This is a genomic window from Nitrosospira multiformis ATCC 25196 (assembly GCF_000196355.1).
GTDB classification, from domain to species: Bacteria; Pseudomonadota; Gammaproteobacteria; order Burkholderiales; family Nitrosomonadaceae; genus Nitrosospira; species Nitrosospira multiformis.
The window spans coordinates 3,054,844-3,080,233 of sequence record NC_007614.1; the positions used below are offsets into that span (position 1 = coordinate 3,054,844).

Annotated in this window: 19 protein-coding genes; 1 reads left to right on the plus strand and 18 read right to left on the minus strand. The window is 53.7% G+C overall.

What is annotated here, in order from left to right; translation table 11 throughout:
* Positions 1-24 precede the first annotated feature (24 nt).
* The 17 genes from NMUL_RS13870 to NMUL_RS13950 all read right to left on the minus strand — a co-directional run bounded on the left by NMUL_RS13870 (position 25) and on the right by NMUL_RS13950 (position 20,066).
* On the minus strand, positions 25-1,830 hold the full coding sequence (locus NMUL_RS13870) for a multiheme c-type cytochrome (RefSeq protein ID WP_238529833.1): 1,806 nt from the start codon (positions 1,828-1,830) through the stop codon (positions 25-27).
* Positions 1,831-1,966: 136 nt separating this feature from the next.
* Positions 1,967-2,818, minus strand: a complete 852-nt coding sequence (locus NMUL_RS13875; protein WP_011381942.1) for a formate/nitrite transporter family protein — start codon at positions 2,816-2,818, stop codon at positions 1,967-1,969.
* 37 nt (positions 2,819-2,855) lie between these two features.
* The gene (locus tag NMUL_RS13880; protein ID WP_011381943.1) at positions 2,856-3,479 is read right to left on the minus strand and encodes a hypothetical protein; all 624 of its coding nucleotides are present in this window, start codon (positions 3,477-3,479) and stop codon (positions 2,856-2,858) included.
* A complete protein-coding gene (locus NMUL_RS13885; protein ID WP_011381944.1) occupies positions 3,476-4,090 on the minus strand; it encodes an SCO family protein in 615 nt (204 codons plus the stop codon). The genes NMUL_RS13880 and NMUL_RS13885 overlap by 4 nt, the downstream gene beginning before the upstream one ends.
* 30 nt (positions 4,091-4,120) lie before the next feature.
* Entirely contained in the window at positions 4,121-5,608 is a 1,488-nt protein-coding gene (locus NMUL_RS13890) for a cbb3-type cytochrome c oxidase subunit I (protein ID WP_011381945.1), read from the minus strand.
* A gap of 12 nt (positions 5,609-5,620) precedes the next feature.
* On the minus strand, positions 5,621-6,148 hold the full coding sequence (locus tag NMUL_RS13895; RefSeq protein ID WP_011381946.1) for a cupredoxin domain-containing protein: 528 nt from the start codon (positions 6,146-6,148) through the stop codon (positions 5,621-5,623).
* Positions 6,149-6,411: 263 nt separating this feature from the next.
* Entirely contained in the window at positions 6,412-6,672 is a 261-nt protein-coding gene (locus tag NMUL_RS13900) for a hypothetical protein (protein ID WP_041352658.1), read from the minus strand.
* A 639-nt stretch (positions 6,673-7,311) separates the two neighbouring features.
* The gene (locus tag NMUL_RS13905; protein ID WP_011381947.1) at positions 7,312-9,201 is read right to left on the minus strand and encodes an asparagine synthetase B family protein; all 1,890 of its coding nucleotides are present in this window, start codon (positions 9,199-9,201) and stop codon (positions 7,312-7,314) included.
* 129 nt (positions 9,202-9,330) lie between these two features.
* Positions 9,331-10,563, minus strand: a complete 1,233-nt coding sequence (locus tag NMUL_RS13910; protein ID WP_011381948.1) for a pyridoxal-dependent decarboxylase, exosortase A system-associated — start codon at positions 10,561-10,563, stop codon at positions 9,331-9,333.
* A complete protein-coding gene (locus NMUL_RS13915) occupies positions 10,560-12,155 on the minus strand; it encodes an acyl-CoA ligase (AMP-forming), exosortase A system-associated (RefSeq protein WP_011381949.1) in 1,596 nt (531 codons plus the stop codon). The genes NMUL_RS13910 and NMUL_RS13915 overlap by 4 nt, the downstream gene beginning before the upstream one ends.
* 54 nt (positions 12,156-12,209) lie before the next feature.
* Positions 12,210-13,559: a PEP-CTERM-box response regulator transcription factor gene (gene prsR / locus NMUL_RS13920; RefSeq protein ID WP_011381950.1), complete on the minus strand. Its 1,350-nt coding sequence runs from the start codon at positions 13,557-13,559 to the stop codon at positions 12,210-12,212.
* Between the two features lie 45 nt (positions 13,560-13,604).
* Positions 13,605-15,686 carry an XrtA/PEP-CTERM system histidine kinase PrsK gene (prsK, locus tag NMUL_RS13925; protein ID WP_041352659.1) on the minus strand — a complete coding sequence of 694 codons (2,082 nt, stop codon included), beginning with the start codon at positions 15,684-15,686 and terminating at the stop codon, positions 13,605-13,607.
* A gap of 22 nt (positions 15,687-15,708) precedes the next feature.
* Positions 15,709-17,100: a TIGR03013 family XrtA/PEP-CTERM system glycosyltransferase gene (locus tag NMUL_RS13930; protein WP_011381952.1), complete on the minus strand. Its 1,392-nt coding sequence runs from the start codon at positions 17,098-17,100 to the stop codon at positions 15,709-15,711.
* Positions 17,101-17,666: 566 nt separating this feature from the next.
* The gene (locus NMUL_RS13935; protein ID WP_104009684.1) at positions 17,667-18,332 is read right to left on the minus strand and encodes a LuxR C-terminal-related transcriptional regulator; all 666 of its coding nucleotides are present in this window, start codon (positions 18,330-18,332) and stop codon (positions 17,667-17,669) included.
* A gap of 27 nt (positions 18,333-18,359) precedes the next feature.
* Entirely contained in the window at positions 18,360-18,845 is a 486-nt protein-coding gene (locus NMUL_RS13940) for a response regulator (RefSeq protein ID WP_011381954.1), read from the minus strand.
* Between the two features lie 77 nt (positions 18,846-18,922).
* Entirely contained in the window at positions 18,923-19,723 is an 801-nt protein-coding gene (locus NMUL_RS13945) for a S1 family peptidase (protein ID WP_011381955.1), read from the minus strand.
* A gap of 85 nt (positions 19,724-19,808) precedes the next feature.
* Positions 19,809-20,066, minus strand: coding sequence for a DUF2024 family protein (locus tag NMUL_RS13950; protein WP_011381956.1), 258 nt, complete (start codon positions 20,064-20,066; stop codon positions 19,809-19,811).
* A 338-nt stretch (positions 20,067-20,404) separates the two neighbouring features.
* Here NMUL_RS13950 and NMUL_RS13955 point away from each other — a divergent pair, with 338 nt between their 5' ends.
* A complete protein-coding gene (locus NMUL_RS13955) occupies positions 20,405-22,084 on the plus strand; it encodes an OprO/OprP family phosphate-selective porin (protein ID WP_011381957.1) in 1,680 nt (559 codons plus the stop codon).
* A gap of 95 nt (positions 22,085-22,179) precedes the next feature.
* Here the strand turns inward: NMUL_RS13955 and NMUL_RS13960 are convergent, their stop codons facing one another.
* The gene (locus NMUL_RS13960; protein ID WP_011381958.1) at positions 22,180-25,377 is read right to left on the minus strand and encodes a DUF748 domain-containing protein; all 3,198 of its coding nucleotides are present in this window, start codon (positions 25,375-25,377) and stop codon (positions 22,180-22,182) included.
* Positions 25,378-25,390: the final 13 nt, after the last annotated feature.

A 25,390-nucleotide genomic window follows, 5' to 3' on the forward strand; every position in this document is an offset into this window, starting at 1 on the left:
TCTAACCTTCAGTGCTGATAGTGCTTACTGACGCTCGCTTTTCTCGCGCCGGCGCCAGCCTGCCAGGGCAAGCGTGCCAGCTAGCAGCATGCCGCCACCCAGACCGCCAAGCGAGAGCTTCTCGCTGCTGTCAAGGTCGAACAGGCTTGCCTTGCGCTTGGCCTCGAGCTTCGCTACCTTCGCCTGCAACGCCGCCATTTCACGGATCTTGGTGTTCTCGTCCATGACTTCGACGTAGTCGCGGTTCATCGGGCCCCAGCCTTCGGTATAGGTCCAGCCGCCCGGGTTGACGTGCGCCAGCCCTACGTGCAGTTTGGGAAGGTTGTTCTCTCCCATTTCCAGTACCTTGAGCTCGATCGCAGCAGGGTTGTTGTCCTTGCTCCAGTAGAGCTGGGTGAAGCCTGCGAACATTTCCTTGTCGGGCGGCAGCGGCGTCGGACGGTTGGTCTTCTGGCCGGTCAGCAGCCCTTCCTTGTAGAGCTTCTCAGCCACCGCGTGCGCTTCCTTGTACTTGGCGATGCCGTGCAGCGTGCCCTTGTCCATGAATTCAAGATAGGAGCGGGCAAAACGCTCGGAGTGGCAGGAGGTGCAGGTCTTGACCCAGGAGTCAAGCCGCGCTTCCGACCATTCGCTGTTGATGTTCTCGGCTATGCCGGGAACCGCAGGGTAGTTGGCCCAGCGTATCTTCCTCACGACGTTGTGGCTGTACTTGCCTTCATATTCGAAGTGGCAGCCGGCACAGGTGGGCGCAGTCTGCCCGCCCTTGGTGTAGGCGTCCTTGAGCGGCGCATTCCAGTTCCACTTGTCCCCCATGATCGCTACGGTCTTGCCGTGCTTGCTCATGGAGTAGGCTTCCCAGTTGTTGTGGTCTACCCCGCTGTGGCAGGTGGCGCACGCTTCAGGATGACGCGACTCGGCAGCAGAGAATTCGTGCCGCGTGTGGCAGGAGTCGCATTTGTTCTGGTTGGTGTGGCACATGCTGCAGCCTTCGGCAATCTCGCGCTGCGGCATGGAGGCAAATACCGCTACTTCTACGTTGGCCTTCCAGTCCAGCGAGTGCGAGGGGCGTCCCTGCGGCCATTGCTTGTTCGGCCATACCAGCGTGTCGCGCTCGGATTCGCGTTCGGCAAATTCCTGCAGGTGGCAGGTGCCGCATACGTCCGCCGTCGGCATCCGCAGATCCTTCATGTGGTCTGCCTTGTCCTTCTTGTTGATGTCAACGTGACAGTCGATGCATCCTACTTCCTTGAGCTTGTCGTTGGCCCCAAGCTTGCCCATCGAGCGAAGATTCTTCTCCACGTCTTCAAGCTTCGCCTTCTTGTAGTACGTCGGGTCTTCAGGCTTCAGGTTCCGGATCTTGTCCAGGTTCGCGTGCGTGCTCCGCTTCCACGCACTCACCCATACCGGCGATTCGTCCGTGTGGCATTTGACGCATTCCTCACGCGCCGCTACTTCCTTCATCGAGGTCGGCGGCTTGTAGTACGAGGCAGGGTCAAAGTACATGCTCATCGGGATCGGCTCCCAGTACTTCGCCAGCGTGCCGCGCCCCGCTCCCTGCGCAGGATCCTTGTATCGCTTCACCAGCGCCGAATGCAGTTCCTTCGGCGAGGCCGACTGCTCCAGCTTCAGCGCCTTATACGTCTCTTTGGGAACGCTGGGAAAGTTAGCCCACGTGGCGCCCGCAAACAGCACCCCACACGCAAGCGTAACCAGCCTCAGCCAAGGCTTCATTAACATCTGCTTCTCTCCTTTACTCCGTAATGATGTTGTTGTGTCTGGATACCGCGTCACCGCATCCATTCCGATACGGCCTTCCCTCGCGCTACACATATCCATGTCTCAGCCAAAATCCCGCGCAATTCCCGGGCCAGACTAAAACAGCGCGTAGCCTAACTGGACAGATACCCTGTGTCAAGGAAATTGAGCATCGCGACGCCAGGCGCCGCGATGTTTCGGAGATATTTCTTTAAGGCGCCGTGCGCGTCGCGCCGCTCACGGGCTTTTCTTCTGTGGTGGCAGGATAAGGAGCAGACTTATTGACGTAATGCAACACCATGCCCGTCAATACTGCCCCCCCCACGATATTACCGAGTGTTACCGGAACCTGGTTCCAGAACAGCCATTGTCCGACAGTGATGTCAGCGCCGAGAAGAATAGCCGTGGGCATGACAAACATGTTTACGATGGAGTGCTCGAAAGCCAAGGCGAAAAAGGTTGAAACCGGCAACCAGATAGCCACCACCTTGCCCGTGGCGGATGTGGAAATCATGCCCAAGACGGTACCCATTGCCACCATCCAATTGCACAGTATGCCTTTGACGAAGGCGGTCAGCCAGCCGTTCGCGCCCGCGTGCTCATACACCAGCGTTTTGGATTTGGCTACGGCGATGATCTTGTCTCCAAGCGCCCCATGTCCCTCGACGAACGCTTCAGTCAAGGCGATAGCGAGCAAAAACCCGACAAAGACACAACCGAAAAAATTACCGATATATACCCAGGTCCAGTTGCGGAACAGCTTATCCATTGTGGTTTTACCCCGCAGCACGCCGACGGGCAGCACTGCGAAATTGCCGGTGGCAAGCTCCATGCCAAGCAATATGATCATGGCAAAGCCGACCGGGAAGACGGCGCCTGAAACGAGTGCAGCAACGTTTTCAGGAAGACCGGCGGAAACCTTGAACGCGAGGGCGGTGCCGTACGCCAGAAGCGCGCCTGACATGAAGCCCTTGACCAACATCGTGCCCACGTCCAGTCCCGCCTTTTTCTTGCTGGCAGCTTCCACCTCTTCCATGAGTTTCAATGGCGGATGATAGTCCATACTTTTCTCTCAATTCTCCTAACGGAAAGTTTACGATTTATGCGAATGTTCGGTCTGACCCGCTTTGATCAGGTTTATCCGGGCCCACACCGCCACCTACTAGCAAAGTCCCGAGCCACCAAAAGAAAAGCAGCACCGAAGCTATGACCATATACCACCCGGCATTCTCCTGATCATTCACCAGGTAACTGTTGCAGACACGCACAGGTGCAACAATATATAACCATCCGAGTACCGCCAGCATACTGAAAAAATTGGTCCAGACAAAGCCCCGGCCAATAAGGGTGAGGCGCCTCCAGGCCAAAACCAGAGGAAATCCGACGAGAAATGGTAGGCTTAGGAATTTCGCCACTTCAGCCCATGGATCTGTCAATGCCGCATCCAGTGCCCGAGGAAGCATCCAGTAACTTGAAGCGAACAAGGCCGCTATTACACAAGGCCAAGCGCCACCGAACCGGATCAGAAGAGAATCCTGAATACGCCCGGGTACCAGTCGGGCAGCAATGATTCCGACTACTACAAGCAAAGGCATCTGCACCAGCATATGCCTGCTCATGGAAGCTTCCAGCCAGTCTCGTGCAATAGGTGTGGCAAGGAGCAGGTAGAACACTCCAAGCGCAAGCGCGCTTCTGCCGGAATAATGAGATAGGGCTCCAATCATAGCAACGCTACGACTTGCTCGGCGAATGGGACCGCTTTATCGATATCGCTGATCAGCCTGAGTCTTCCATCCCGCCCGACGAGATGAAGAGCGGTGTTATGCTCGAATCCGCCAAACTGGTCCGGTATCACGATAATGCCAAAGGCATCCAGCAGCGATTGAAGCTCCGCCTTGTCGCGTACTCTTGCGATACGCCAGATCTCGCCGTCAGCGCCATAGGCTTCGCCATACTTCTTCAAACTGGCGGGATCGTCGTGTTCAGGATCAAAGCTGATGCTAAGCAGGGCAAAATCGCGCCCTAACGACTCCTCTGGTATCAGGTCCCGAATCTGCTTGAAGATCATGCCCATGCTCCGACACAAGGTGGTGCAGCGCGTGAAGATGAAGTCTACCGCAAGCAACTTGCCCTGGTAATCTTTCAGGTGAAAGATTTTTCCGTTCTGATCTTCAAGTGTAACATCCGGCAGCGCACGCGGAGAGCGAAGTATTTCCACGCGCCTTGCCGTTTCGGCCGTAAATGCCGTGAACCCGTCAGTACCCCACCAAAAAACCCATGTGCCCAGCGAAGTCACCAGCGCTGAAATAAGTACGCTGCGTTTTGCCAGGCTCATGGGTTATATCACGCCCTTACCATGTAGGTGTCATGTAGCCATACTTCGCGCAAGAGAGGCGCGTTGATAATCGCGACTCGCCAGCCCCAACCGCGTAAGAAAGCGGAAAATGAATACTAGCACAGAAGCGATCAACAACATTGCGAAATATGAAGCAATTTTGTCGTAAGGCACCCATTCCGGAAGATGTTCCGCATAGCGGCGCGCGGCGCTGATTTTCCCGGAATAGAGAAAGCTCATGGTGAAACCCATGGTGCCGATAACGAATCCCCAGAAAGCAGCGACGTCAAGGGCGCTATCCGGCGCATTCTCGTTCGGCTTGCCAAGGTAATACATGAACCCGAAGACCATCGCAACCATGCCGAGCAACAGATAGGTATGGAAATGTCCCGGCACCCACAACGTGTTGTGCATGACATAGTTGACCGTGATGGTGCCGTCGATGAACGCGGGCATCGCGCCGACTGCCCAACCGAAGAGCGACACGAACAGCAGCCGTGAGCACATATCCCAGCGAATACCCGACCGGTACACGATCATCATGGCGCCATAACCCGTCACGATCAGGATCGGGAAGGTATTGAGATAACCGATGATGTGACCCATGATCAGGAACCACTTGGGATAGGCATAATCCATCAACAGGTGGTGCGGGAAGATGAACATGACCATGATCGTGGAAGCGGTCCAGGAGGCAAGAAACACCTTGTTCGCCTTCCAGGGACGTTGCGTATAGCGCGGCAGGATTTCATAGACCGCGATCACAGCCATGTAGATAACGGCATTGATGAATACGTGTCCGAAGAAGTAGATCATGCCCTTGGCCAGCAGCGGATCGATTTCGAAAGTCGGGACGTAAACATTGATCAGCATCATAACCAGGATGCTGGCGCCGACCACTAGGCCAATCAGGTTGACGATGGTGACCATGGTGCTGGCAACCACGGCCGGCGGCGGTGCGTTGCCGTCATCAGGACCGAAAAGCTGTGGCCAGCCAAGTCCGCGACCCAGACCGCCGTAGCGGCTGATGATGGCGCGCGCGATATCCAGATGCAGCAGCACGAAACCGACGCCGATGACCAGCAATCCGCCCATGAACAGCGCGGCAGCTCCCGGACTCCACATGCCCATGGAAGTGGTGGGCAACGGAAAGAGGAAGGTCCAGGCGGCGTGGAAATCGCCAAGCAGGACACTCGCCAGGATCATGACGACCCCTGTCAGAAACAGGATCAGGTTGGCCATGAATATACCTGTCGACAGATCGACATACTGGCGCAGAAAATGCCACATTATGGCCGCTCCGGCCAGGGCGACGATACCCACCATTCCGGCACCGTGCAACGTCATGATTTTATAAAACCAGAGTGCTCCGATGGAGATCATTTGCGCCTGCTCCATCCTCATGAGCAGGCCGAAAAGCATCATCAGTAGCAATACTACACAGGAGATGACCAGATAGGCCAGCACGCCCGCCTTGGCTCCCTGATCGGGAACCGGGGTATAAGTATAAGTTGCCATGCTTATTCCTTTTTAAGATTTCCCAACTTTGATTTCGGTCATCATATTGTGGTGAGCAACACCGCAATACTCCATGCACAATACCCGGTAGGTACCCTCCTTGGGGAAGGTGATGTGGATTACGTTGGTGTAGCCGGGCATTGCCTGGGCCTGCGCAATCAGACGCAAGTCAGGATCATAAATGCCGAAGCCATGGTTCACGTCGGCGCTGGTGACACGAATGTCGACCGGTTGGTTGGGCTCGACCTGGTCCCGGTCCATTTCCCAGTACCACATATGACCGGTAACATTGATAACCTGGGTAGGACCGCTACTGGCCGCGGCCTTGGGACTGTAAGGCAAGCTCATCAGGTTGTAGATCATCGCCGGGAAGAATACAAACGCGACTGCCCAGAACAATTTGGTGCGAAAACTGTATGCACGCTTCACCAGCGGCCCATATTCTTCTTCGCGCTTTCCGGAATTGATGGCGACGAACACGACACCAAACGTGATCATCAGCATCAATACAAGGGAAACCTGCCACGCGGTTTCTTGCATTATATTCTCCTTCTTTCTGTATATTTCATCTTTAATGCCCAGTTAAATCGTGGAATATCGGCCGACAGGGAGCCCGGGGTGCATGCGATGATCCTGAAAATCTGTTCTATTTTCCGGAGTGCATGAGAATCCGGTCAGGAACACAGACAATCCCGCTGAAACGTTCACACAGCCGCGATGCGTTCGAAACCATTCAACCCACCTTATTCCGCTCGGGGATCGACGTACTCGACATGCATCAGAATATCCTACGGTCGATACCATCAAAAAAAGATAAAGAAAATATCGAATAGCCGACCTGCAATCCCCACGCCTTTTACCTCTGACCCCGCACTTTTCATCTCTTGTCGTGGCCTATCATGCGGTTGTATGCAGGCGAAAAAAGCAGTATTTCCAAACTTCTTTCGCGACCATTGAACAGCTGACTTGAACCGTTCCACCCCTCTTGCCGGAAATAAACCTTTCCGATCCCACACCGACAATATCATACCTGCAATACCCATACTTGCTACGCTGGTATGCATATTGATTACTGCGTGAGGGCTGGAGTATGCTGGATGAAGAGTTCGATGTCAAGCACGACATATAGCCGGCTCAAATCCGTAACCATAGGAAATGTAGGGTTAAATTCTCTCGAAAGAGGTCACGGGCAATGCGGTTTCAATCCCTGCAGGAGTCTTTCCGAGGCTAGAGGGAGCGCCCTTTCCATCTTTCAGGCGGGCCCACCAAACAGGTACTTTTCCACCCACTGCAGCAGATGGGGAGGCAGATGAGTCCGTCTCCATTCACGTAGCGCATATTGCCGGCCTCCGGCCAGATCGAATAAGTATAAAGGGCGGTCAGCATCCTGTTCAAACCCGGGCCTGTTTCATTGCCAGCACGAATTCCGCCAGCAGGGCGCGAGCGCGTTTGGGTACGATGGTTACTCCCGGAACGATCCTTACATGGTAGACATCATTTGCCCGTTCGATACCGGGATTTGGCTAGAAATCTGGTTGATGCGGATGAAGGGATGTTCGATGAGATAGAGATCGAAGCGAGGCATAAAGCGATATCCGGCGGAGCAAACCGTCAGGGCAGGAGTATTCAGGAGGACCTGCTCTGTTATTCAGCACTTCTTGGGCCTGGAAACGCAACGGATCATCTGTTACTTATCCCGGTTCTCATGCCTGAGAATGCATTGCACTTCGAGAGTCCTGTCGCTGCCTGTACCATTGCTCCAGCATCATCAGCACCCATACCATGGTGCCGTGATATCCGGCATGCTCCTCCAGGTGCTGCTGCAGCAGCTTCTCGATAAAGTCACCGCGGATGATGTTTCTCGATTTGAGATCGCTCAGACTATCCCACGCCAGGTCCTGCAGGTTTTTATGGGTTTGAAGCCACACCCCGAAAGGTAATCCGAAACCATGTTTTTGCTTGGCAATAATATCGTCCGGCAAAAATCCCCGCAGGGCTTCCTTGAAGAAGTAGCGCAACTTCGTCCCCTTGAGCTTCAGGTGAGGTTCGAGCCGCAGGGAAAAAGCAACGATCTCATCGCTGATGAGTGGAAACGCAACGTCCATTCCCGCCAACTCGCACGCCTTGGCGACCTTGGGCAAGTCGTTATCGGCGAGGGTGAATTTGCGATCAAATGCAAGCATTTGATTGATCAGGCTTTTGGCATCATTCTCATGATAAGTCTCGTCCAGCAGGCGCGCCGGATAACCCGGATTTACCGCATCGAGAAATTCAGGGGTAAAGATAGCGTCGCGTCCGTAACGTTCAAGAAGATTGTAAGTCTCGGTGCGTGCAGGCATGGGGATGGATGCCTGCTCGACATAACTGCGCGCTTTCCGTATCAGGGGAAGCGCGCCTCCCCCAGGAAGACCAAAAACAACCGGTTCGATGAGTCCCTTGCGCAATAACAAGGGAGTCTGCTCATACAGCGAGAAAATGTGTTGTTTGGCATAACGTACGTTACCGCCAAAAAGCTCATCCCCCCCATCTCCGCCGAGCATTCTGCTGAGGCCGTCGGATTTTGCCATCTGCGCGCAGTAGTAGGCGGGTAACGCGGAAGAGTTGCCGAAGGGCTGATCGAATACCGCTGCAACCTGGGGAATGGCGGAGACGATATTCTCCGGTGTAACGTAGTACTCCTGATGCCGCGTACCGAAATGCCTGGCTGCGATCCGGGCATATCCCATTTCATCATAACCCGTTGCATCGAAACCAATGGAATAGGTGCGTGCTGGCTGTCCGCTCACCTCGCCCAGTATCCCGGCAATCGTCGAACTGTCGGTTCCGCCACTGAGAAAGGCTCCCGTTTCGTCATCGCCAATGGCGGTCCGCACACTGGAATGCAATACTTCCAGAAACTCCTGCTTGAGTTCCTGGAAAGGGTGTCTTTCATCTTCCTGAAACCGCATCAGCCAGTATTTTTCAGTCTTGATGCCGCCCTTACTGTAGACGAGATATTCGCCCGGCATAAGGCGTTTCTGCCCCTCATAAATGGTGTCAGGACTAGGCACCATATGAAAATAAACGTAGTTATACAGACTCTGGAGGTCGATTTCCGACCTGATCGAAGGATGCAGGCGGATGGCATCTGATGACGAGGCAAATACCAAGCCTCCGGCCAGAGCCTGGTAGGAGAGTGGGTAAGTGCCCATACGGTCTGTCGCCAGAACGACCTCATTCGCATTTTCATCGACAATACAGCATGCAAACGCACCGCTCAGGCTCTCGAAAATCTTTGCGCCTCTTCCGTCCCCTCCACTCCTTCCCCGCCAATTTTCGGCCAGCGTTTTCGCCATGCCTTCGCGTTGCGCCTGTTCATCCAGGCGGGGTTCCAGAAAATTTCCCCGTCCCCACAACGCGGCAAGAAGCCCATCCCTCTGATAAATGTGAGCACGCCCGTCCGAAGCAGCGGTTGCTAAAGCGCTATTCCCGCTCGCGCAGGCGTGCAACTTACAACTGTCAAACCGTACGAGCGGGCTTGCCATTTGCCGGAGCAGCGCCAGGTTTTCAGTAACTGAATGGCCATATCCCAGCCAACCGCATAATCCACTCACAGGAATTCTCCACGTTTTCTTGGCATTGTGCTTCTCGTTATCTGATGGATTTTTTGTGGATTATTTGCTTTTTGCCACCCTCTTGGTCAAAAGGCATAACGATCCTCGTGCATGACAGCGCTTAATCTGCTAGACCAGCATTTCCATGGGCGGCGGATGACTGAGAAACGCGGTAGGACTAGCGGTCAAGCCGTATGCGCCGGATTGGAACACGACGATAAGATCGCCTGCTTCCGCCCTGCTCATCTCCATGCGGTCGGCCAGAAGATCCAGCGGCGTGCAAAGCGGTCCCACCACCGAAACAACTTCCCTGTCGGTTCCCTGTACCCGATTTCCCACCATGACCGGGTAATTCTTGCGTATCACCTGACCGAAGTTGCCGGAAGCCGCCAGATGATGATGCAATCCTCCATCCGTGATCAGGAATATCTGTCCTCTGGATTCCTTGCGTTCGAGCACCCGGCAAACGTAGATGCCCGCCTCCGCCACGAGGTACCGGCCAAGCTCGATGACGATGCGCGCCTCCGGTAGCGCCTGTCTCACTCCGGGTATGAGGCGCCGCAGATTCTCGCCAACCGCCGCCAGATCCAGCGCTTCATCCCCGGGAAAATAAGGCGTACCGAAACCACCGCCTATGTTCAGCATGCGGACGGGAGCGGGAGCATGCTTCGCGAGCGCAATGCCCAGCTGGAAGGTCTTTTCGTGTGCTTCCTGCAGGGCAGCCACTCTCAGGTTCTGAGAGCCGCTGAAAATATGAAATCCTTCGAAATCGAGCGCCAGTCTTCCCAGTCGGGCCAGCATGGCAGGAACGCGTTCGGCATCCACTCCAAATTGCTTGGGGCCCCCGCCCATTTTCATGCTGGATGATTTAAGTTCAAAATCCGGATTGACGCGAACAGCCACTTTTGGGCGAACCCCCAGATATTCCCCCAGGATGGCGATTCGCTCCATCTCCTGCTCGGATTCCATATTGAGAACGATGCCGGCGGCAATGGCGCAGGAAAGTTCGCTGTCGCTCTTGCCCGGACCGGCGAAGCTGATTTCACCGGGTGGCATAGGAGTATCGAGCGCAACCTTCATTTCTCCCGCTGAAGCAACGTCCAATCCATCCACCAATCGAGCCATATGCTGCACGACGGCCGGCATGGGATTGGCTTTCATCGCATAGTGCAAGTGAATTTCCGCAGGCAGATGCTGACGCAGGAACGCCACGCGATCCGTCAGCCTTTGCCGGTCATACGCGTAGAAAGGTGTCTTTCCCGCGCGCTGCGCCAGGCGTGTGAGAGGCAGCCCTCCGATCTCGAGGCAATCATCGTTTACGGAAAACTGAATGGGCGCGTGTCTTGGCCGGGAATCCGTCATGCGCCGGCTTCCATGAAAATATCGTGCAACTCCTGAGCAAGACGCTTGCGATCGATCTTGCCATTGGGGTTGCGCGGTAAACTGCCCTCTCTGTACTCGATCCGGCTGGGCAGCATGAAGGCGGGAAGATGAGTCTTGCACGCAGCGAGCAACGCCTCATCGGCAGCCTTCAAACCCGCCCTGGGGGTCGCAATCAGGACAATAGCATGACCCAGCACAGGATGGGGCACTCCCACCGCGGCGACTTCTCCCACCAGTTCCGTGCCATAAACGACTTCTTCGACCTCTGTCGGACTGACACGATAACCGGATGTCTTGATCATTTCATCGCGACGGCCGATAAAATAAAGAAAGCCTGCTTCATCCATGCGGACCGTATCTCCCGACCATACTGCCAGTTCGGGGATAGTCAGGCCCGGCTCCCGGCAAGGAACGGGCCTGAAGCGCTCAGTGGTCTTTTCCTTGTCATTCCAATAACCCATGGAAACAAGAGGTCCTCTATGCACCAGTTCGCCCGGTTCGCCGGGAGCGCAAGGCGATCCGTCCTCCCGTACCACCAGCACCTCAGCATTAGGGATGGCTTTGCCGATGGAGTCCGGACGTGTATCCACTTCTTCAGGCGGAAGAAAGGTGGAGCGAAAGGCTTCGGTAAGCCCATACATGAGAAACACCGCGGCATTGGGCAACACATTGCGCAGCAGGTCAAGCGTCGCCCGCGGCATCGCCCCGCCGGAATTGGTGATATACCGTAACGGAATATCCTTCGGCCAGCTCAATTGCGCCAGTTGAATCCACAGAGGCGGAACTGCCGCCAGCCCGGTAATCTTTTCTTCCTTCAATCCATCGATGATATCGCGCGGGAGCAGATAGTTCATCAGAACGCCAGTCGCTCCGACGCGAAACGCGGTAGTAAGCTGACTCAGTCCGTAATCGAAACTGAGCGGCAACACGGACAGAATACGGTCGTCCGGATTGTTCTTCAGATATTGAGATACGCTTGCCGCGCCAGCTACGAGATTGCGATGGGAAAGAACGACTCCTTTCGGCTTCCCCGTGCTTCCCGAGGTGTAGAGGATAGCAGCCATGTCAGCATCGGTGGCGGGGCGGGAAACCGCCCGCCCATCAGGTTTGCCTGCGGTGACAGCGTCATTCCAGGATACGACAGTCAGACCGGGAACAGGCATGGCAGCTTCTGCCCGATCGGTTACGATCACCGCATGGAGGTCGTGGCACTGAGGCAGCGCTTCGACAAGCAACTTCAATCGCTCGACCGAAGTCACGAGAATTCTTACGTTACAGTCGCGCAAGATGTAGGCCACCTGCTCCGGCTTCAGAAGTGGATTGACTGGCACGAAGGCGCCTCCCGCAGCCGCTGCTCCAAACAGACTCGTCACTGCCTCGATGCGTTTCTCCAGATAGACAGCGACACGCTCGCCTCGCCCCAACCCCAGGGCCAGCAGCCCCTCTCGCACCAAGCCGATTTCGCGTGCAAGATCAGCATAGCTCAGCCTGTTTCGCTGGTAAACCAGCGCTTCCTTATCGGAAAAACGATTGGCAGATTCGAAAACGAGATCCTGGATAAGGTGCGTCATTGGAAGCAAGCCTGTTGTCTGTAATTTTGATATGGAATGCGCATCTGCACCGTATTACTTCAAACCATGGCGATTCATCAGATCATAAATAGTGGGACGGCTGACGCCCAGTAATTCAGCCGCCTTCACCACGTTCCCATCCACTCTCGCCAATGCTTTCATCAGCGCATTGCATTCCGCCCTGTCCCGTATCTGGCGAAGGTTGATAGGCTCAGCTGCGCTTGTACCGTACAGGCCGAGGTCATCCGCGCCGATTACCGAACCCTCTGCCATGATGACCGCACGCTTGATACAGTTTTCCATTTCGCGCACGTTGCCCGGCCACGAATGATTTTCAATGGCAGCCAGCGCTTCCTGGCTGAAATTCAGAGAGGAACGTTTCTCCTGCATGCAAAACTTGTTCTTGAAATGATGGGCAAGCAGCGCGGCATCCCCCACCCGCTGTCGCAAGGGAGGAATGGTTATCACGATTTCACTCAAGCGGTAATACAAATCTTCGCGAAAACGTCCATCCTCGATCAGTTTCTTGAGATTCTGATGAGTGGCGCATACCACGCGCACATCCACGGGTATTTCCTTCCGACCCCCTATTCGCTCGATCACCCTTTCCTGCAAAAAACGGAGAAGCTTTGCCTGCAAGGGCATGGGCAGATCGCCCACTTCGTCAAGAAAAAAAGTGCCTTCGTGCGCGAGCTCGATTTTTCCGGGCGTCTGTTTGACGGCTCCCGTATAAGCACCCTTTTCATAGCCGAACAATTCACTCTCCAGCAACGACTCCGGGATGGCTGCACAATTAATGGCCATGAAGCGCTTCTCCCGCCGGGCGCTCAACTGATGCAGCGCCCGTGCCAGAATTTCCTTGCCGGTACCACTCTCGCCCAGCAGTATAACCGTAGCGTCCGAGGGTGCGACTTTTTCCACGTTGCGGCATACCTTGCTCAAGACGGGATCGCGGGTTATGAGGCCGTTGATGGGAGAGTTCATCTGGGCCTGCAACAGCTTGCGATTCTCCTGCTGCAGAGCATAGAGATAGTATGCCCGTTCTATCACCAGGCTCAGGATATTGGGATCAAAGGGCTTCTGATGAAAGTCATAAGCCCCTGCAGCGATAGCCTTGAGAGCATTTCCATGGTCCTGATTCCCGGTGAGAACAATTACCTTCGTATCCGGCACCAGTTCAAGTATCTGTTCCAACGTAGCCAAACCTTCGGAAGCGCCATCCGCATCGGGAGGAAGACCCAGATCCATGGTGACGACGGCGGGCTCATGCCGTCTGACCAGAGCAAGCGCGCTTTCGCGGTCGCTTGCCACCAACACTTCATAAGTATCGAAGCTCCAGCGCAATTGGCGTTGCAATCCGGGATCATCCTCGATTACCAACAGACTCTTCTTGTCCTGACTCATTCAGTCCTCTTATTACCGGTATTACGGTCCCTCGAATTCATTAAATCAGCCCGCCTTCTGAATACCCACAGTCCGCGCTCCGTAAAGAGGCAGAATGATCCGGAAAATCGTACCATTCGAGGCGCTGCTGCTGACTTCCACCTTCCCGCCCAATTCGGAAACGTACTCCCTGCTTTCAAAAACGCCTATTCCCATGCCTGCCGACTTGGTGGACTCGAAAGGTTTGAACAGCTTTTCACGAATGAATTTCTCGCTCATGCCGTGTCCCGTGTCTTTTATTTCTATTACGGCAAAATCATTCTTTCGCATTAGCCGAACCCATACTTGTCCATTGCGTGCAGTGGCCTCAATTGCATTTTGAATGAGATGGCCAACGACGCGCTCCAGGCGTGCAGCGTTTGCATATACGGAAAGATCGGGATCCAGTATCTCGAGAACAGGTTTGAGTTCGGTAATGGATTTGCTTTTCACCACCTCCTGCAGCAACTCGGCAATAACGAGGGGAGCAGGCTTCTCCGGCGAATCGCCACTGCTCAATTTTTCCAGGAGGCGCCTCATCTTTTGCACCGAGAGATATACGGTTTCTATCATGTCCTGCTGAAATTCGGGATTTTTCCTGTGCTTCTCGGCATTCGAGAGCAAGAGGGACAACTGTGAAACGAGATTCTTCAGATCATGCACGACGAAAGTCGACATCCGGTTGAAAGACTCGAATTGGCGCGCCACCATCAGGGCATTCGCGGCCTCGTGCTGCGCCAGATAGCTTGCCGCCTGTTTCCCGGCGACCTTGAGCAGATCGCTTACTTCCCAGTTCAGCTTGACCTTGCTCCGCGGTTGGACCAGCACTACGAAGCCGAACAATTTTCGATGCTGAATCAGCGGCACGACCAGCCATGCCCTGGAAATTGCGTGCAGCCATTGGGGCAGAGGAATTGCGTACTTTTCGGGACCTGCTGCATATTCTCCCAGATCGATTACCCATTCCTTGTTTTCCAGAAATTGACAGAAGGGGCTGCTTGAGGACTCCGCCCCGCCTGCCGGCGATATATTCAAATGCGCGACGGGTTCAAAGCTCCCCGATTCCTTCCGGATCCACAAGCTTCCTCCCGGGCTTTCCACCAGTTGCGCCAAAGCCTGGATTACGCGCTCCTCCAGCCCATGCTCGCCTTCAGCGAGAGTGCGGGTAAAATGCAGCCATTCTTCCCGATAGTCATAGTTGTAACTGAAAAAATGCTTACTGATGAAGACCCTGAGCCAGGAGCGCAGGGTTCCGGAGAATAGCACCGCCAGAAGAAGAACGATTGCGCCAAACAGGAAACTGACCTGCATGACGGTACCCCAGCTTCCTCCGAAAAATCGAAGGTAGTAACCGGTGGCCGCCATTGCCAGCAAATAGGCGGCGGCACCAAACAGGGCAGCCGAATAAAAAAGAATTCGGCGCGACACTGCGATCCCCAGCGACCAGTCGGGATTGCGCGCAGCAGAAACCGCGATAAGCGGAACGACCAGAGCATTGATTATTCCACGTGCTGCCCATATCTCGGGATTGATCTGCTTGAGAAGCAAAGCATCGCTGTAGAGATAAAAATCGTAAGCAAAGATACCGCCGATGCCGAGACACGCAAACTTTATGCCCCATCGTTGTCGTAGAGGGGTGTTACGATAAACCTGCTCTACGAGGATCATACCCAGTATAGCCATGGCGAGACTTCCGACTATATTGCTCGTGAAGTCACCCGTTGCGTGGAACGCAGGGTCATCCTTCCCATGCGAATACGCCGTTATAAAAAGACAACCGGTGTATAGCAATGCAATGGCCGTGAGAACTGGGGAAGTTCTTGCCCCGGAGGAATTTTTTTCCTGCTGGTGGAGTCCCAGCAGCACCACCAGAAAACCTGTCCATCCAGCATTTCTCAGAATCTCCAGCACATCCGATGAAAGGGAAAGAGGAGCATTCTGGTTTGCCTGATAAGCAAAGAAGGCGGCCCACAGTACCGAAAGCAGGCACGCGACAAGGAGCATCATGCCATGCAGCCGCCCTCGCCAGCTTGTAAGCAGGAGCGCAGCCAAGACCAGATGCGCCATTCCAGCCATCGCGTAGCTGGCGGTGGCTACCGTCGTCAGCATCTCGGACTAGAGTTCCTCAAAATCATCTTCCACCCTTGCCTAGCAGGACAACCTCGATGGTTTCTATCAGGATAATGACATCAAGGAACAAACTGTGGTTCTTCACATAGTAGAGATCGTACTGAAGCTTTTCGATCGCATCTTCCACCGAGGCCCCATATTGATAGCGAACTTGCGCCCATCCCGTTATTCCCGGTTTTACGCTGTGCCTGACGTTGTAATAGGGAATTTCCGCAATCAACTGGTTCACGAAATAAGGTCTCTCCGGACGTGGCCCGACGAAGCTCATATCCCCGTTAAGCACGTTGAATATCTGGGGAAGCTCATCGATCCTCAGTTTACGGATAATTCTACCGACACGTGTCACACGCGGATCATCTGTCAGCGCCCACTGCGGCTTTCCCCCCTTCTCGGCATCATTCCGCATGCTGCGAAATTTGGCCACCATAAAGGTCTTACCGCCCTTTCCTACCCTTTCCTGGCGGTAAAAAATCGGACGGCCGTCCTCCAGAAGAATACAAAGCGCAGTGACGGCCATGACGGGTAACGTAATAATCAACAATATGATGCTCGCAACCACATCGAAAACCCGCTTGATGGCGGTTCGGAGAAGGCTCTGATCGAATCCTCCGCCAAAAATCAGCCAACTCGGGTAAAGGGAATTGACGCGAATCTTGCCTTGCTCACGCTCGAAAAAAGCCGCTGAATCGGTAACTTTGACGCCGTTCAGCTTGCATTCCAGTAAATCCTGTATCGGGAAGCATCCTCCTCTCCGTTCCTGGATCGCGATGATGATCTCCCTCACCTTGAGACGATTCACCAGGGACATCAGGGAATCCACTCTGGGCAATACCGAGGAAGCCGGGACCTGCAACTCTTCATCGGCCAGGGGAACGAAACCGACAATCTTCAGCCCCCTGTGTCTGGAACCCTCTTTCGCCCGATCGACGAACTCTCTGGCCCTTCCGCCTATTCCCAGCACAATGGCCTGGGATTCGAGAAGCCGCAGGCTCGACCATTTAAGAAAAGCCGCGCGCGTCATGAGAATGCCGGAAAAAGCAAGAAGCATTACGAGTCCCAATATGCCTCGCCCGAGATAGAGATCGGGCACCAGATAGAATATCAGGGTCATAATCCCGAATCCGGCCAGTAAGGATGGCATCAGGCGGAACAAGGTATCCTTCATATCCAGCCGCGAATCGAGCTGATACAGTCCCATCGCAGCCATGCACAGGATCATGACAAAAGCAAAGGTGCCAGCTTCCGGTAGCAGCGAAGAGAGAGAAAATGGCTCAACGTAGTTAAAAAAACGAAGACCTGTTCCAAGATACACTACGAACATCAGTACGAATACTTCCGCGCCGATGAGCAGGACTACCGTTCTTGATATGTAATGATTAGAAATACGAAACAATTTTCACCCCTCACCCTGTGCCGTAACGGGCAAGACAGCTCGCGCTGCCTCTTTCAGCCATTTCTTTCCTTTTGTCGAACCGAAGATCCGGCAGAAAGACTTCAGGTCCGACCGTGCGAAAAATTATCTGCCGGATTAAACGCACTGCTTAAAGTACTGCCGGGCCGCCCATTCGATTCCCCGATGCCAGTAGCGGAGCACGCGCCGTTCCTGCAGTCATAAGTATCTAACTTCCTAGATTATGAGACATTCTTCGAATGAGTATTCGTTTTCCGAACTGGATCGCCACATCATATCAATTTCTACAGCAGGGACAATTGGACTTTGGTACATCGAGAACTGTCCGGGCGCTGCGCAGTCTCCCGTATCAACACTGCGAAAACATGGAAAGGAGAAGTGGAGCAGAAATCCGCAGGAACCAGAGGCGAAAAGGATATTGGGATTGAAGTATTGGATGGATTATTGGCTATTGAGCAAAATCTTTTTTGAATACGCTAGCGCGTTTTCCAAGGTTTCATGCTGAAAAAGGCGCCGCGGTGTCAGGAAACCTGGCGGATGCGAAACACTCAATGGCTCATTTTCGAGGAGTCCCCGGGGTAGATGGATCCTTTGACAATCAAAGCCAACTTGAGTCGGTCGGCAATATCCAGCTTGCGAAAGACTTCCGTCAGGTGAGCTTTTACCGTGCGCTCCGTAATATCCAGCCGGCGGACAATCTGCTTGTTCGATTCACCGTTTCCCACAAGCGTTGCAATTTCATATTCACGTTGAGTCAAATTGGCAAGCAGTTCTCCAACCGCCTGTTTGATTTTGGTCTTTTCCTGGGTGATCGTAACAAGCTCATTCAGCAGATGCCAGCTGAGCGTCCTTCGAATCCAGAGCTCACCGCGCTGCACTGCTGTCACCACACTATGTAGCTGCTCTCCATCGATATCGCGCCGGCAAACTCCCTTGACACCGGTTCTGAACAACGCCCACTCAGCCTCGTCCGGAAGGGGGTGACTCAAGACTATCACTTTAGCCTCCGGGTGCAATTTTATAAGCGCCGAAATTCCACTTGGACCATTCAATTGCGGTAAGTCATAATCCAGCAGAAGAACTGAGGGCTTTAAACGAGCCAGTTCAATCTTGAGGGATTCAAGATTGGTCGAGCAGAATATCGGAGACAGGGTGCGCACCCCGTGCTCCCAATGATACAGATCGTCCTGAGAAGCGCTAGCCAGCAGGATCAAGAAGTTCTCCCGGAAAAAAACGAGTCATCAGTGCAGCACTCTGTCCATTATCTTGCCCAGCATCTGCCGTGTCACCCAGATCTCCCCGCGGTCCACGACACGAACAGCCTTCAAAAAATAAAGAGGATCAGTCTCATGGCTCAGGCACCCGCGCGCTCCATTTGCCAAGGCCTGTATGATCTGCTCCTCCTGAACTGATTTATCAGTCAGCAGTAACACGAGCGTTTCGGGGCATGTCCGCTGTAAAGCTTCCAGCAGCGCACATTCCCTTTCAATGGATAAATCGAGATTGACAAAAAGAATACGCGGCTTGAGTTGAGTAATCCTGGCAATTACATCTTCAGTTGATACAAGGTTTTTATGAGGCTCAAGCTCATGGGCCGCCGGAATCCCGTCCAGGTCGGACATTACATCTGTCAACACCTCGATACCCGACCCTTCCTGCAAAGACTGTTCCAATTTCGCACGCCTGCCGGCGTCAGTGTCCGCTATTGCCACGGTAACGGTTTGCATTATTTCTCCTTCCAGTTACTCTCAATATCCAAAAATCACTCGAGATTGCGGGTATGAGCAGGTTTTCAATTACATCTTTACTTCGGTTCGATGCGACGCAGCAGTTCCTGGATATAGGTCGCAGGGATAGCATAGGTTATGCCGCTCGGATTGCTGAGCGCCGCCTCCTTCTTCCCCTTTACGAATACCATGTTGATTACACCATAGACTACCCCGGATTCGGGATCATAAAGCGGACTCCCGCTATTGCCCGGATACGCGGTGCCGTCGAGCTGAAAAACCGCATAAATGGGTTTTTGTAACTGGTTGATCATCTTCGCGTCGAGTTGCCGCGAATTATGCGCGGGCAAAATAATCGGCGTGATGGATGAAACCATGGCCCGATGGGTAACCGGATAAAACCCAAGGACCATCCCGATCGGAAAACCGGTGAAAGCCAGATTCTGCCCTTCGCGCACCTTGCGCGCATCCCCCAGTTCCATGGCTGGCAGAGCCTCGCCGGAAATTCTGAGTACCGCCAGATCGTGCTCCTTGTCGATTGCAGCAATGTCGGCAGACCTGAGTTCGCCCTGTTTTCCTTTGCCGGTAATGACGGTATAGGACTCATGATTGGCAACGTCCAGCACCTCGGGAACAACATGAGCATTCGTAACCACATGGAGGCCATCATTCAATACAAAACCGGTTCCGAGGAAATTCAGAGCGGGCGAACGTGTTTTCTGGAAAGTACCCACCCCTACGATCGAGGGCTTGACACGTTCAATAGTTTTGACAAGGTCGTTACCCCAGAGCGGGGTAGCGAACATGAGCACCAAAACGCTGAGATATTGAACAGAGCCGATGTGGAGAACCAGCAAGGCTTTGCGGATGCGTATCATCCCTCGAATTCATTTACAACTTCAACCGATCCTCTGAGACCTCCTCCAATTTCTTCCTGGATTATTCGCGCAGCAGCCCGCAGGCTCACCTGCATCCTTCCATCTTGTAGATGAAGTAACCGTCCTTGTTGATGGCTTCCTCGACATTGGCGGGAGCCTTTTCACTGTGGCAGAACCTGCACTCCCTGTTGCTAACCGTTGCATCGCCTTCGCCAACAGAAGTCAGCCACTGCTTCGCATACTCGATCGCTTTCTTGTCGTCTCTCGTGTTTGTGAACACGTCAAAGTGCATGGTGCGGCCATCCTTGGCTTTCACCCAAGTATCATATACATGCATTTCCATAAGCTTTCCTCTTCGATGGGTTTCAAGTCTTACCGGAGTTGGTAATTCAATAACAGCACATAGACTATCACGGCAAAAGAAAAAGTGAAATGTAGCGCATGCCGAGCCATTGTTTTTCTATGTCACTTCATTATATTGCCCCTGGCTGCCGCCGCTTCCGGTTTGGAACAATGCGTGGTTGGCATGCTAAAAACTTTGCTGAACACTTTTCAGGCGCCGACCTAGCCCGAAATCATCAGGTTTGTCATAAAACTGTTACAAAACCGCAATGAAGCAGACATCTGTCGGAATTATTCTCCCCTCGGTTTTTATCAAACATCCAAAAAGAGAATACACCGATGAAATTACGCAAGCTTACACTGGCACTCGCCACCGTCCTGGGTTCAAGCTTATCGTCCGCAGCTTTCGCCCTTGATCTTTATGTCGATACCAAAACCGAGCAAATTTATGCGAAACCGGGGCCCGGCCGTGTGCACATCGGTTCTTTCGTCAGGGAAGAGGATGCTGGGACAAAAACCGCCGGTAAAACCAGTAAAACCGCTGATGCGTCGGTGGAAAGCCCCGATAGCCGGATAGCGGAGAGGGCAACCGAAAAAACAGATCCGGCAGAACTGATGGCAGCCCGCAGGGACATCGAAATGAAGGCGAAGATGCGTGAAGCGCGGCTCGCCAGCGATTTGGCATCACTGGAAGAGCGGGTCAAGCAAACTGAAAAAACCAGGATGAAGTATGGACCCGGATTGCATTTTGAAAGTGCTGATGGCAACTTTACTGCCGAGGTCGATGGACGCCTGCAAGCCGACTCGCAATATAATATTACCAATGACGTCTTGCCGCCCGCACCCAATGATCGCCCTTATGAACTGAACAGTGGCGCCAATATCCGGCGCGCCCGTCTTGGCGTGGAAGGCACGATGTTCAAAAAATGGGACTACAAGTTCGAGTTCGACTTCAGCCGCGGAAACGGATCGGTGACATCGGGAATCACGGACGCATTCATCCGTTATAACTTCGATAGTCCGCTATCAGTAAAGGTAGGGTCGTTCAAGGAGCCATTCAGCCTGGAGGAAGCGACCAGTAACCGCTTCCTGACGTTTATCGAACGGAATATGGCCGTGAACACATTTCTCGATAATCCCAACGTCTACAAGACCGGGATAGGCGTCAACTATGCCGTGCCGCGCTGGCAAACCGGAATCTCCTTCCAGACCGAGCCGGTGGGAAGCTGGTCCAGCGCCTCGACGTCAGTCAATCCCAATGGCAACAACAGCCGCAATAATGGCTCGGGGGACACCAGCTGGGAAGGAGTCGGCCGTATTTCCGGCAGACCCTGGATGGAGAGCGAGACCAAGTTCTGGCATGTAGGAGCCTCAGCAGCGTATACTCGGGTCAACACCCAATACGAAGGAGATGGCGACTTCGCCAATGGCGGAATGAGTTTCGCATCTTTTCCCGGCGCCAATGTGGACCGAACCAATGTGCTGAACACGGGCAACCTGAGTTTCGGCAACAAGAACGACCTGAACTCGCGGCGGGTGGAAAGCTATACTCGCTGGGGTGCGGAAACTGCCCTGGTCTATGGTCCGTTCTCTGCGCAGGGAGAGTATCTGCAAACCCATGTAAACGGCCATGGCTACAGCGGGGAATCGCTGTTCGGCTTCTACGGTTACTTAAGCTATTTCCTGACTGGCGAATCCCGTGTTTACCACGTCAAGAATGGGGCATGGAACAGAATAAAGCCTTTCCAGAATTTTCAGCTCACCGGTCCGGGCTGGGGAGCCTGGGAAATTGCCGCTGGATACGATTACATGAACATGAATGACGGAGCCATCAGGGGTGGAAAGGCGAACCTCATCAAGTTTGGGCTGAACTGGTACCCTCATTCCAATATTCGTGTCATGACCAATTATATCCATGTTCTCGATATAAATACTGCGGGCGTGGCGGACCGCCGCAGTGCCGGATTTAACAATGCCAATCTCGATATGTGGCTGACACGCTTTCAGGTGGATTTTTAAGGCTGCCAGAAAATACAGGGACGCAATAGCGCGGGCGCCAGGCAAGGGGCATTTCCTTAACTGATCAAGGCGGAAATGCCGCTTCTGCCGAGGGCTTACCTGAGCGAGAACTCCACGCGATTGCCCGCCTTCTCGCGGTTCGTCCCTGCTTCAACTTTCGGTGAAAGTACGAAAATTCGAGCATCAGGAATTTTTCCCTGCTGAATCAGCCAGTCCCGTGCACTCACCGCCCGGCTTTCGGCAAGCTCCTGTAGTTCTGCATCCCCCGCGTCGATATTGGCAAGCATCAGCTTCTCCATCTCTTCCGCAGGCAGGCTTTTTGACAGGCCGATGAAATTTTTCGGCTTCTCGAACTTGGCATCCTTGTAAACCTGCTCCAGGTATTTTTCATATTCCTCCGGTGTCACTGTTACATCTTCCAGAGAATCATAAGATTTTCCTTTTTTGATATCCGCTGACAATTTCTCCGCCTTGATTTTGCGTTCAAGTACACGCCGTTTCAAAGGCTCCGGATCAATCGAAGCGTCGGCATGACCGGTGACCTCGAGATTGAGCGCTGGCCGATCTGTCAGTGCCTGGGCTAACTTCTGGAGTCTTTCTTCTGCCTCTGGCGGAATCTTTACCTCGCCCGCGGTAAAATTGATCTCCGATAGCTCTTCTCCCCCGAAAAGCGATCCGAGCACCGTGAAAGGTGCCGTGGCTGCTTTGGTCAGCAAATTGAGGATTGCTTTGACAATTATGCCTCCCAGGCTGAATTTCGGATCGTTGATGGAACCGCTTATAGGGAGACGAATATCTATTTCTCCGCGTCGGTTTTTTAGCAGCGCCAATGCGAGGTTGACCGGAATCGAGACTGCATCCGGACTTTCAATTTTCTCACCGAAAGTCAATTGATCCAGGAAGATGCTGTTTTCCGCTGTTAATTCGCCGTGTTCAACATGATAGTGGACGTCGACCGATAGTTTGCCTTTCTCGATTGCGTATCCGATATATTTCCCGGAATAGGGGCTGAACGTAGGCATATCGATACCTTTGGCCGAGGCTGTAATATCAAGGTTGAGTTCTCTGCCGAAGGCATCGACCGACCCGCTGATTTTCAATGGCGCCGTTTTATCTACCGCGCCCCGAATATCCACTTCCCCGGTTTTCCGGGGATTGAGCGGTCCTATGCGTCCCGCCAGATCGGTCAAGTAGGCGCGATAGTTGGGCTGAATGAACTGGTCCTGAAAATTGACGTGCCCTCCCTGCATCACGATACGACCTATGCTGATGGGTAGATTCTTGCGCGGAGGGGGCTGTGAAGGAACGGGCGCAGCTGGCGATATTTCAGGAGATGCGCGCGCCGGTTCCGGCTCGGTTGCCGGCGCAGCAGCAGCCTGGGAGGGAGAAACTGCTGTTTCCTCCTGCCGCACGATGTATTTGAGATTCAACTCGCCTTGAGGAGTAATGACGACATGGGCAAAAAAGTCAGTAAGCGTGATCGCAGCGGCATTGATGCTGAGAGGTTCATTGGCAAACTCGATACCCTTGATATCGACACTTCGCCAACGCATGAGGTTGGTGGCGTCCGCCTTGTCCAGCATGTTGAAATTAGTGAGCCTCCCATCGCCGCGCACCGCCACTTTTAGCGGCGATGCCTTTTCTCCCCGTGCCCGTTCAGGTCGCTCCTGCCCCTTGCCCCCATCCGCTTTGATCTTGCCGCGGAAGGATAATGCGCCGCGCGAGAACAGCACATTCAACCGGTCTCCAGCCCAGCCTTGCAATGCAACAAGATCGACATCCTTGGCATTGACTGCGAGGTCCGCGGCGACCGGTGCCCAGGCAAGGCTACCTTTTGTTTCCAGGCTGCCTGTTTTGTTTACTTCTGCCTTGAGCTCGAGCTGGGAGGGTGTTGCGCCGCTGAAGTCGATCTGATTGACCGCCAGATCCAGGGTATTGACCACCATGGGAGCTACGTCCGGCAAAGTGGCATCTTCAAAGCGCAGCGCGGCATCCGCCAGCTTGAAGCTTCCAAGTTTTACCGTCCATGGCTTGCCTGAATCCGCTTTGGGAGAAGGAGGGGTAGAGGATTGCGATGCCTTTTCCGCCCTGTTTATCGGGGTAATCGGGGTAAAAAGCTTGGCAAGATCGAGCCGGCCATCTTTATGGCGGCGCAATGAGACATTGAAGCGATCCAGAGTTGCAGCGCGGAGGCTAACATTCTTCTGGCGGATGTCGACCACGATCTCCTCCAGGGCAAGCTTCGGCAGACTGAGTGTGGGCTCAGCGCTCCCCTCCGGCGTCACCGCAATTTCCGTCAGGACTATGGCAGCTCGCGAAGACTTCACTGCATTCAGGTTTATTTCAGTCAATTGGACGTTGAATTCGCCCAGTGTGGCAGCATAGGGCGCCTCCACCGAATGATTCTCGACTTTCAGCTTCTTTAAGGCGGCATTGCCTGTGAGAACCAGGGCAGGCGATTGGCCGTCGACCTGGGTAAACGTCAACAAGAGTTCGCTGTCAACATACCCGGAGAGAAGGTGAATACCGACTGGAATGGGGGAATACTCATCTATGCGCGTCAGATCGACATCGCTCAACCTGATCTCAAGGGTCGCTTCACGGTTTGTGGTGAAAGGCCGCAGCTTCCCGGTGAGATTGAACGGGGCACCGTTCACCTTGGCGCTGAAGCGCGGTTCTACCCATGTTTCCTCCGCACTTTCGAAATTGGCGATGAAAGGCACACCGATTTGAATGTCGGATATCTCCTGCTGACTTTTTTTCACATGGTCGACGAATTCGAAGCGGCCGTCTTCAATAACAATATTCCGTACCGAGAACATGCTCTTGCCGCCTTCCTCCTCTTCTCTCGGCCGTTTCATGAAGTCTTCTATCAGATCGGTGATATTGAACTGCTGCTGCGCTTCGCGAACGAGACGCATAGCCGGCCCTTTGAGCGAAACCGAACTGATCACGGGCGCACGATGGGCAATAGAGGCAATACTCAGGTCCAGGTAAAGTTCATCAAAGGAAAAAAGATTCTTGTCTGCGTCTACGCTTGTCTCTTTTTCGCCTATTCGAAAACCACGAATTGTCAATTCCAGCGTATAGGGCTGAATGTCGATCGACTGTACAGTAACGGGGCGGTGCAGAACCTCCGATAAAGCTTCTTCCAGCTTTGCCTTGGCATATCCGGGCAACCAGAAATAGCTGAGCAGACCAAACAGGATAATTATCCCGGCGAAAACGCTCAGACCGATCAGGAAACGGCGATGGCGGATGAAGCGATGCAAGAACGTTGTGAGGGAAGACATGAATGAGAGTTTT

What these genes read in the sequence shown, in the direction of transcription:
- NMUL_RS13870 (WP_238529833.1), bottom strand. Translation starts at nt 1,830, where the DNA reads ATGTGTAGCGCGAGGGAAGGCCGTATCGGAATGGATGCGGTGACGCGG.
- NMUL_RS13875 (WP_011381942.1), bottom strand. Translation starts at nt 2,818, where the DNA reads ATGGACTATCATCCGCCATTGAAACTCATGGAAGAGGTGGAAGCTGCC.
- NMUL_RS13880 (WP_011381943.1), bottom strand. Translation starts at nt 3,479, where the DNA reads ATGATTGGAGCCCTATCTCATTATTCCGGCAGAAGCGCGCTTGCGCTT.
- NMUL_RS13885 (WP_011381944.1), bottom strand. Translation starts at nt 4,090, where the DNA reads ATGAGCCTGGCAAAACGCAGCGTACTTATTTCAGCGCTGGTGACTTCG.
- NMUL_RS13890 (WP_011381945.1), bottom strand. Translation starts at nt 5,608, where the DNA reads ATGGCAACTTATACTTATACCCCGGTTCCCGATCAGGGAGCCAAGGCG.
- NMUL_RS13895 (WP_011381946.1), bottom strand. Translation starts at nt 6,148, where the DNA reads ATGCAAGAAACCGCGTGGCAGGTTTCCCTTGTATTGATGCTGATGATC.
- NMUL_RS13900 (WP_041352658.1), bottom strand. Translation starts at nt 6,672, where the DNA reads ATGCATACCAGCGTAGCAAGTATGGGTATTGCAGGTATGATATTGTCG.
- NMUL_RS13910 (WP_011381948.1), bottom strand. Translation starts at nt 10,563, where the DNA reads ATGACGGATTCCCGGCCAAGACACGCGCCCATTCAGTTTTCCGTAAAC.
- NMUL_RS13915 (WP_011381949.1), bottom strand. Translation starts at nt 12,155, where the DNA reads ATGACGCACCTTATCCAGGATCTCGTTTTCGAATCTGCCAATCGTTTT.
- prsR (WP_011381950.1), bottom strand. Translation starts at nt 13,559, where the DNA reads ATGAGTCAGGACAAGAAGAGTCTGTTGGTAATCGAGGATGATCCCGGA.
- prsK (WP_041352659.1), bottom strand. Translation starts at nt 15,686, where the DNA reads ATGCTGACGACGGTAGCCACCGCCAGCTACGCGATGGCTGGAATGGCG.
- NMUL_RS13940 (WP_011381954.1), bottom strand. Translation starts at nt 18,845, where the DNA reads ATGCAAACCGTTACCGTGGCAATAGCGGACACTGACGCCGGCAGGCGT.
- NMUL_RS13945 (WP_011381955.1), bottom strand. Translation starts at nt 19,723, where the DNA reads ATGATACGCATCCGCAAAGCCTTGCTGGTTCTCCACATCGGCTCTGTT.
- NMUL_RS13950 (WP_011381956.1), bottom strand. Translation starts at nt 20,066, where the DNA reads ATGGAAATGCATGTATATGATACTTGGGTGAAAGCCAAGGATGGCCGC.
- NMUL_RS13955 (WP_011381957.1), top strand. Translation starts at nt 20,405, where the DNA reads ATGAAATTACGCAAGCTTACACTGGCACTCGCCACCGTCCTGGGTTCA.
- NMUL_RS13960 (WP_011381958.1), bottom strand. Translation starts at nt 25,377, where the DNA reads ATGTCTTCCCTCACAACGTTCTTGCATCGCTTCATCCGCCATCGCCGT.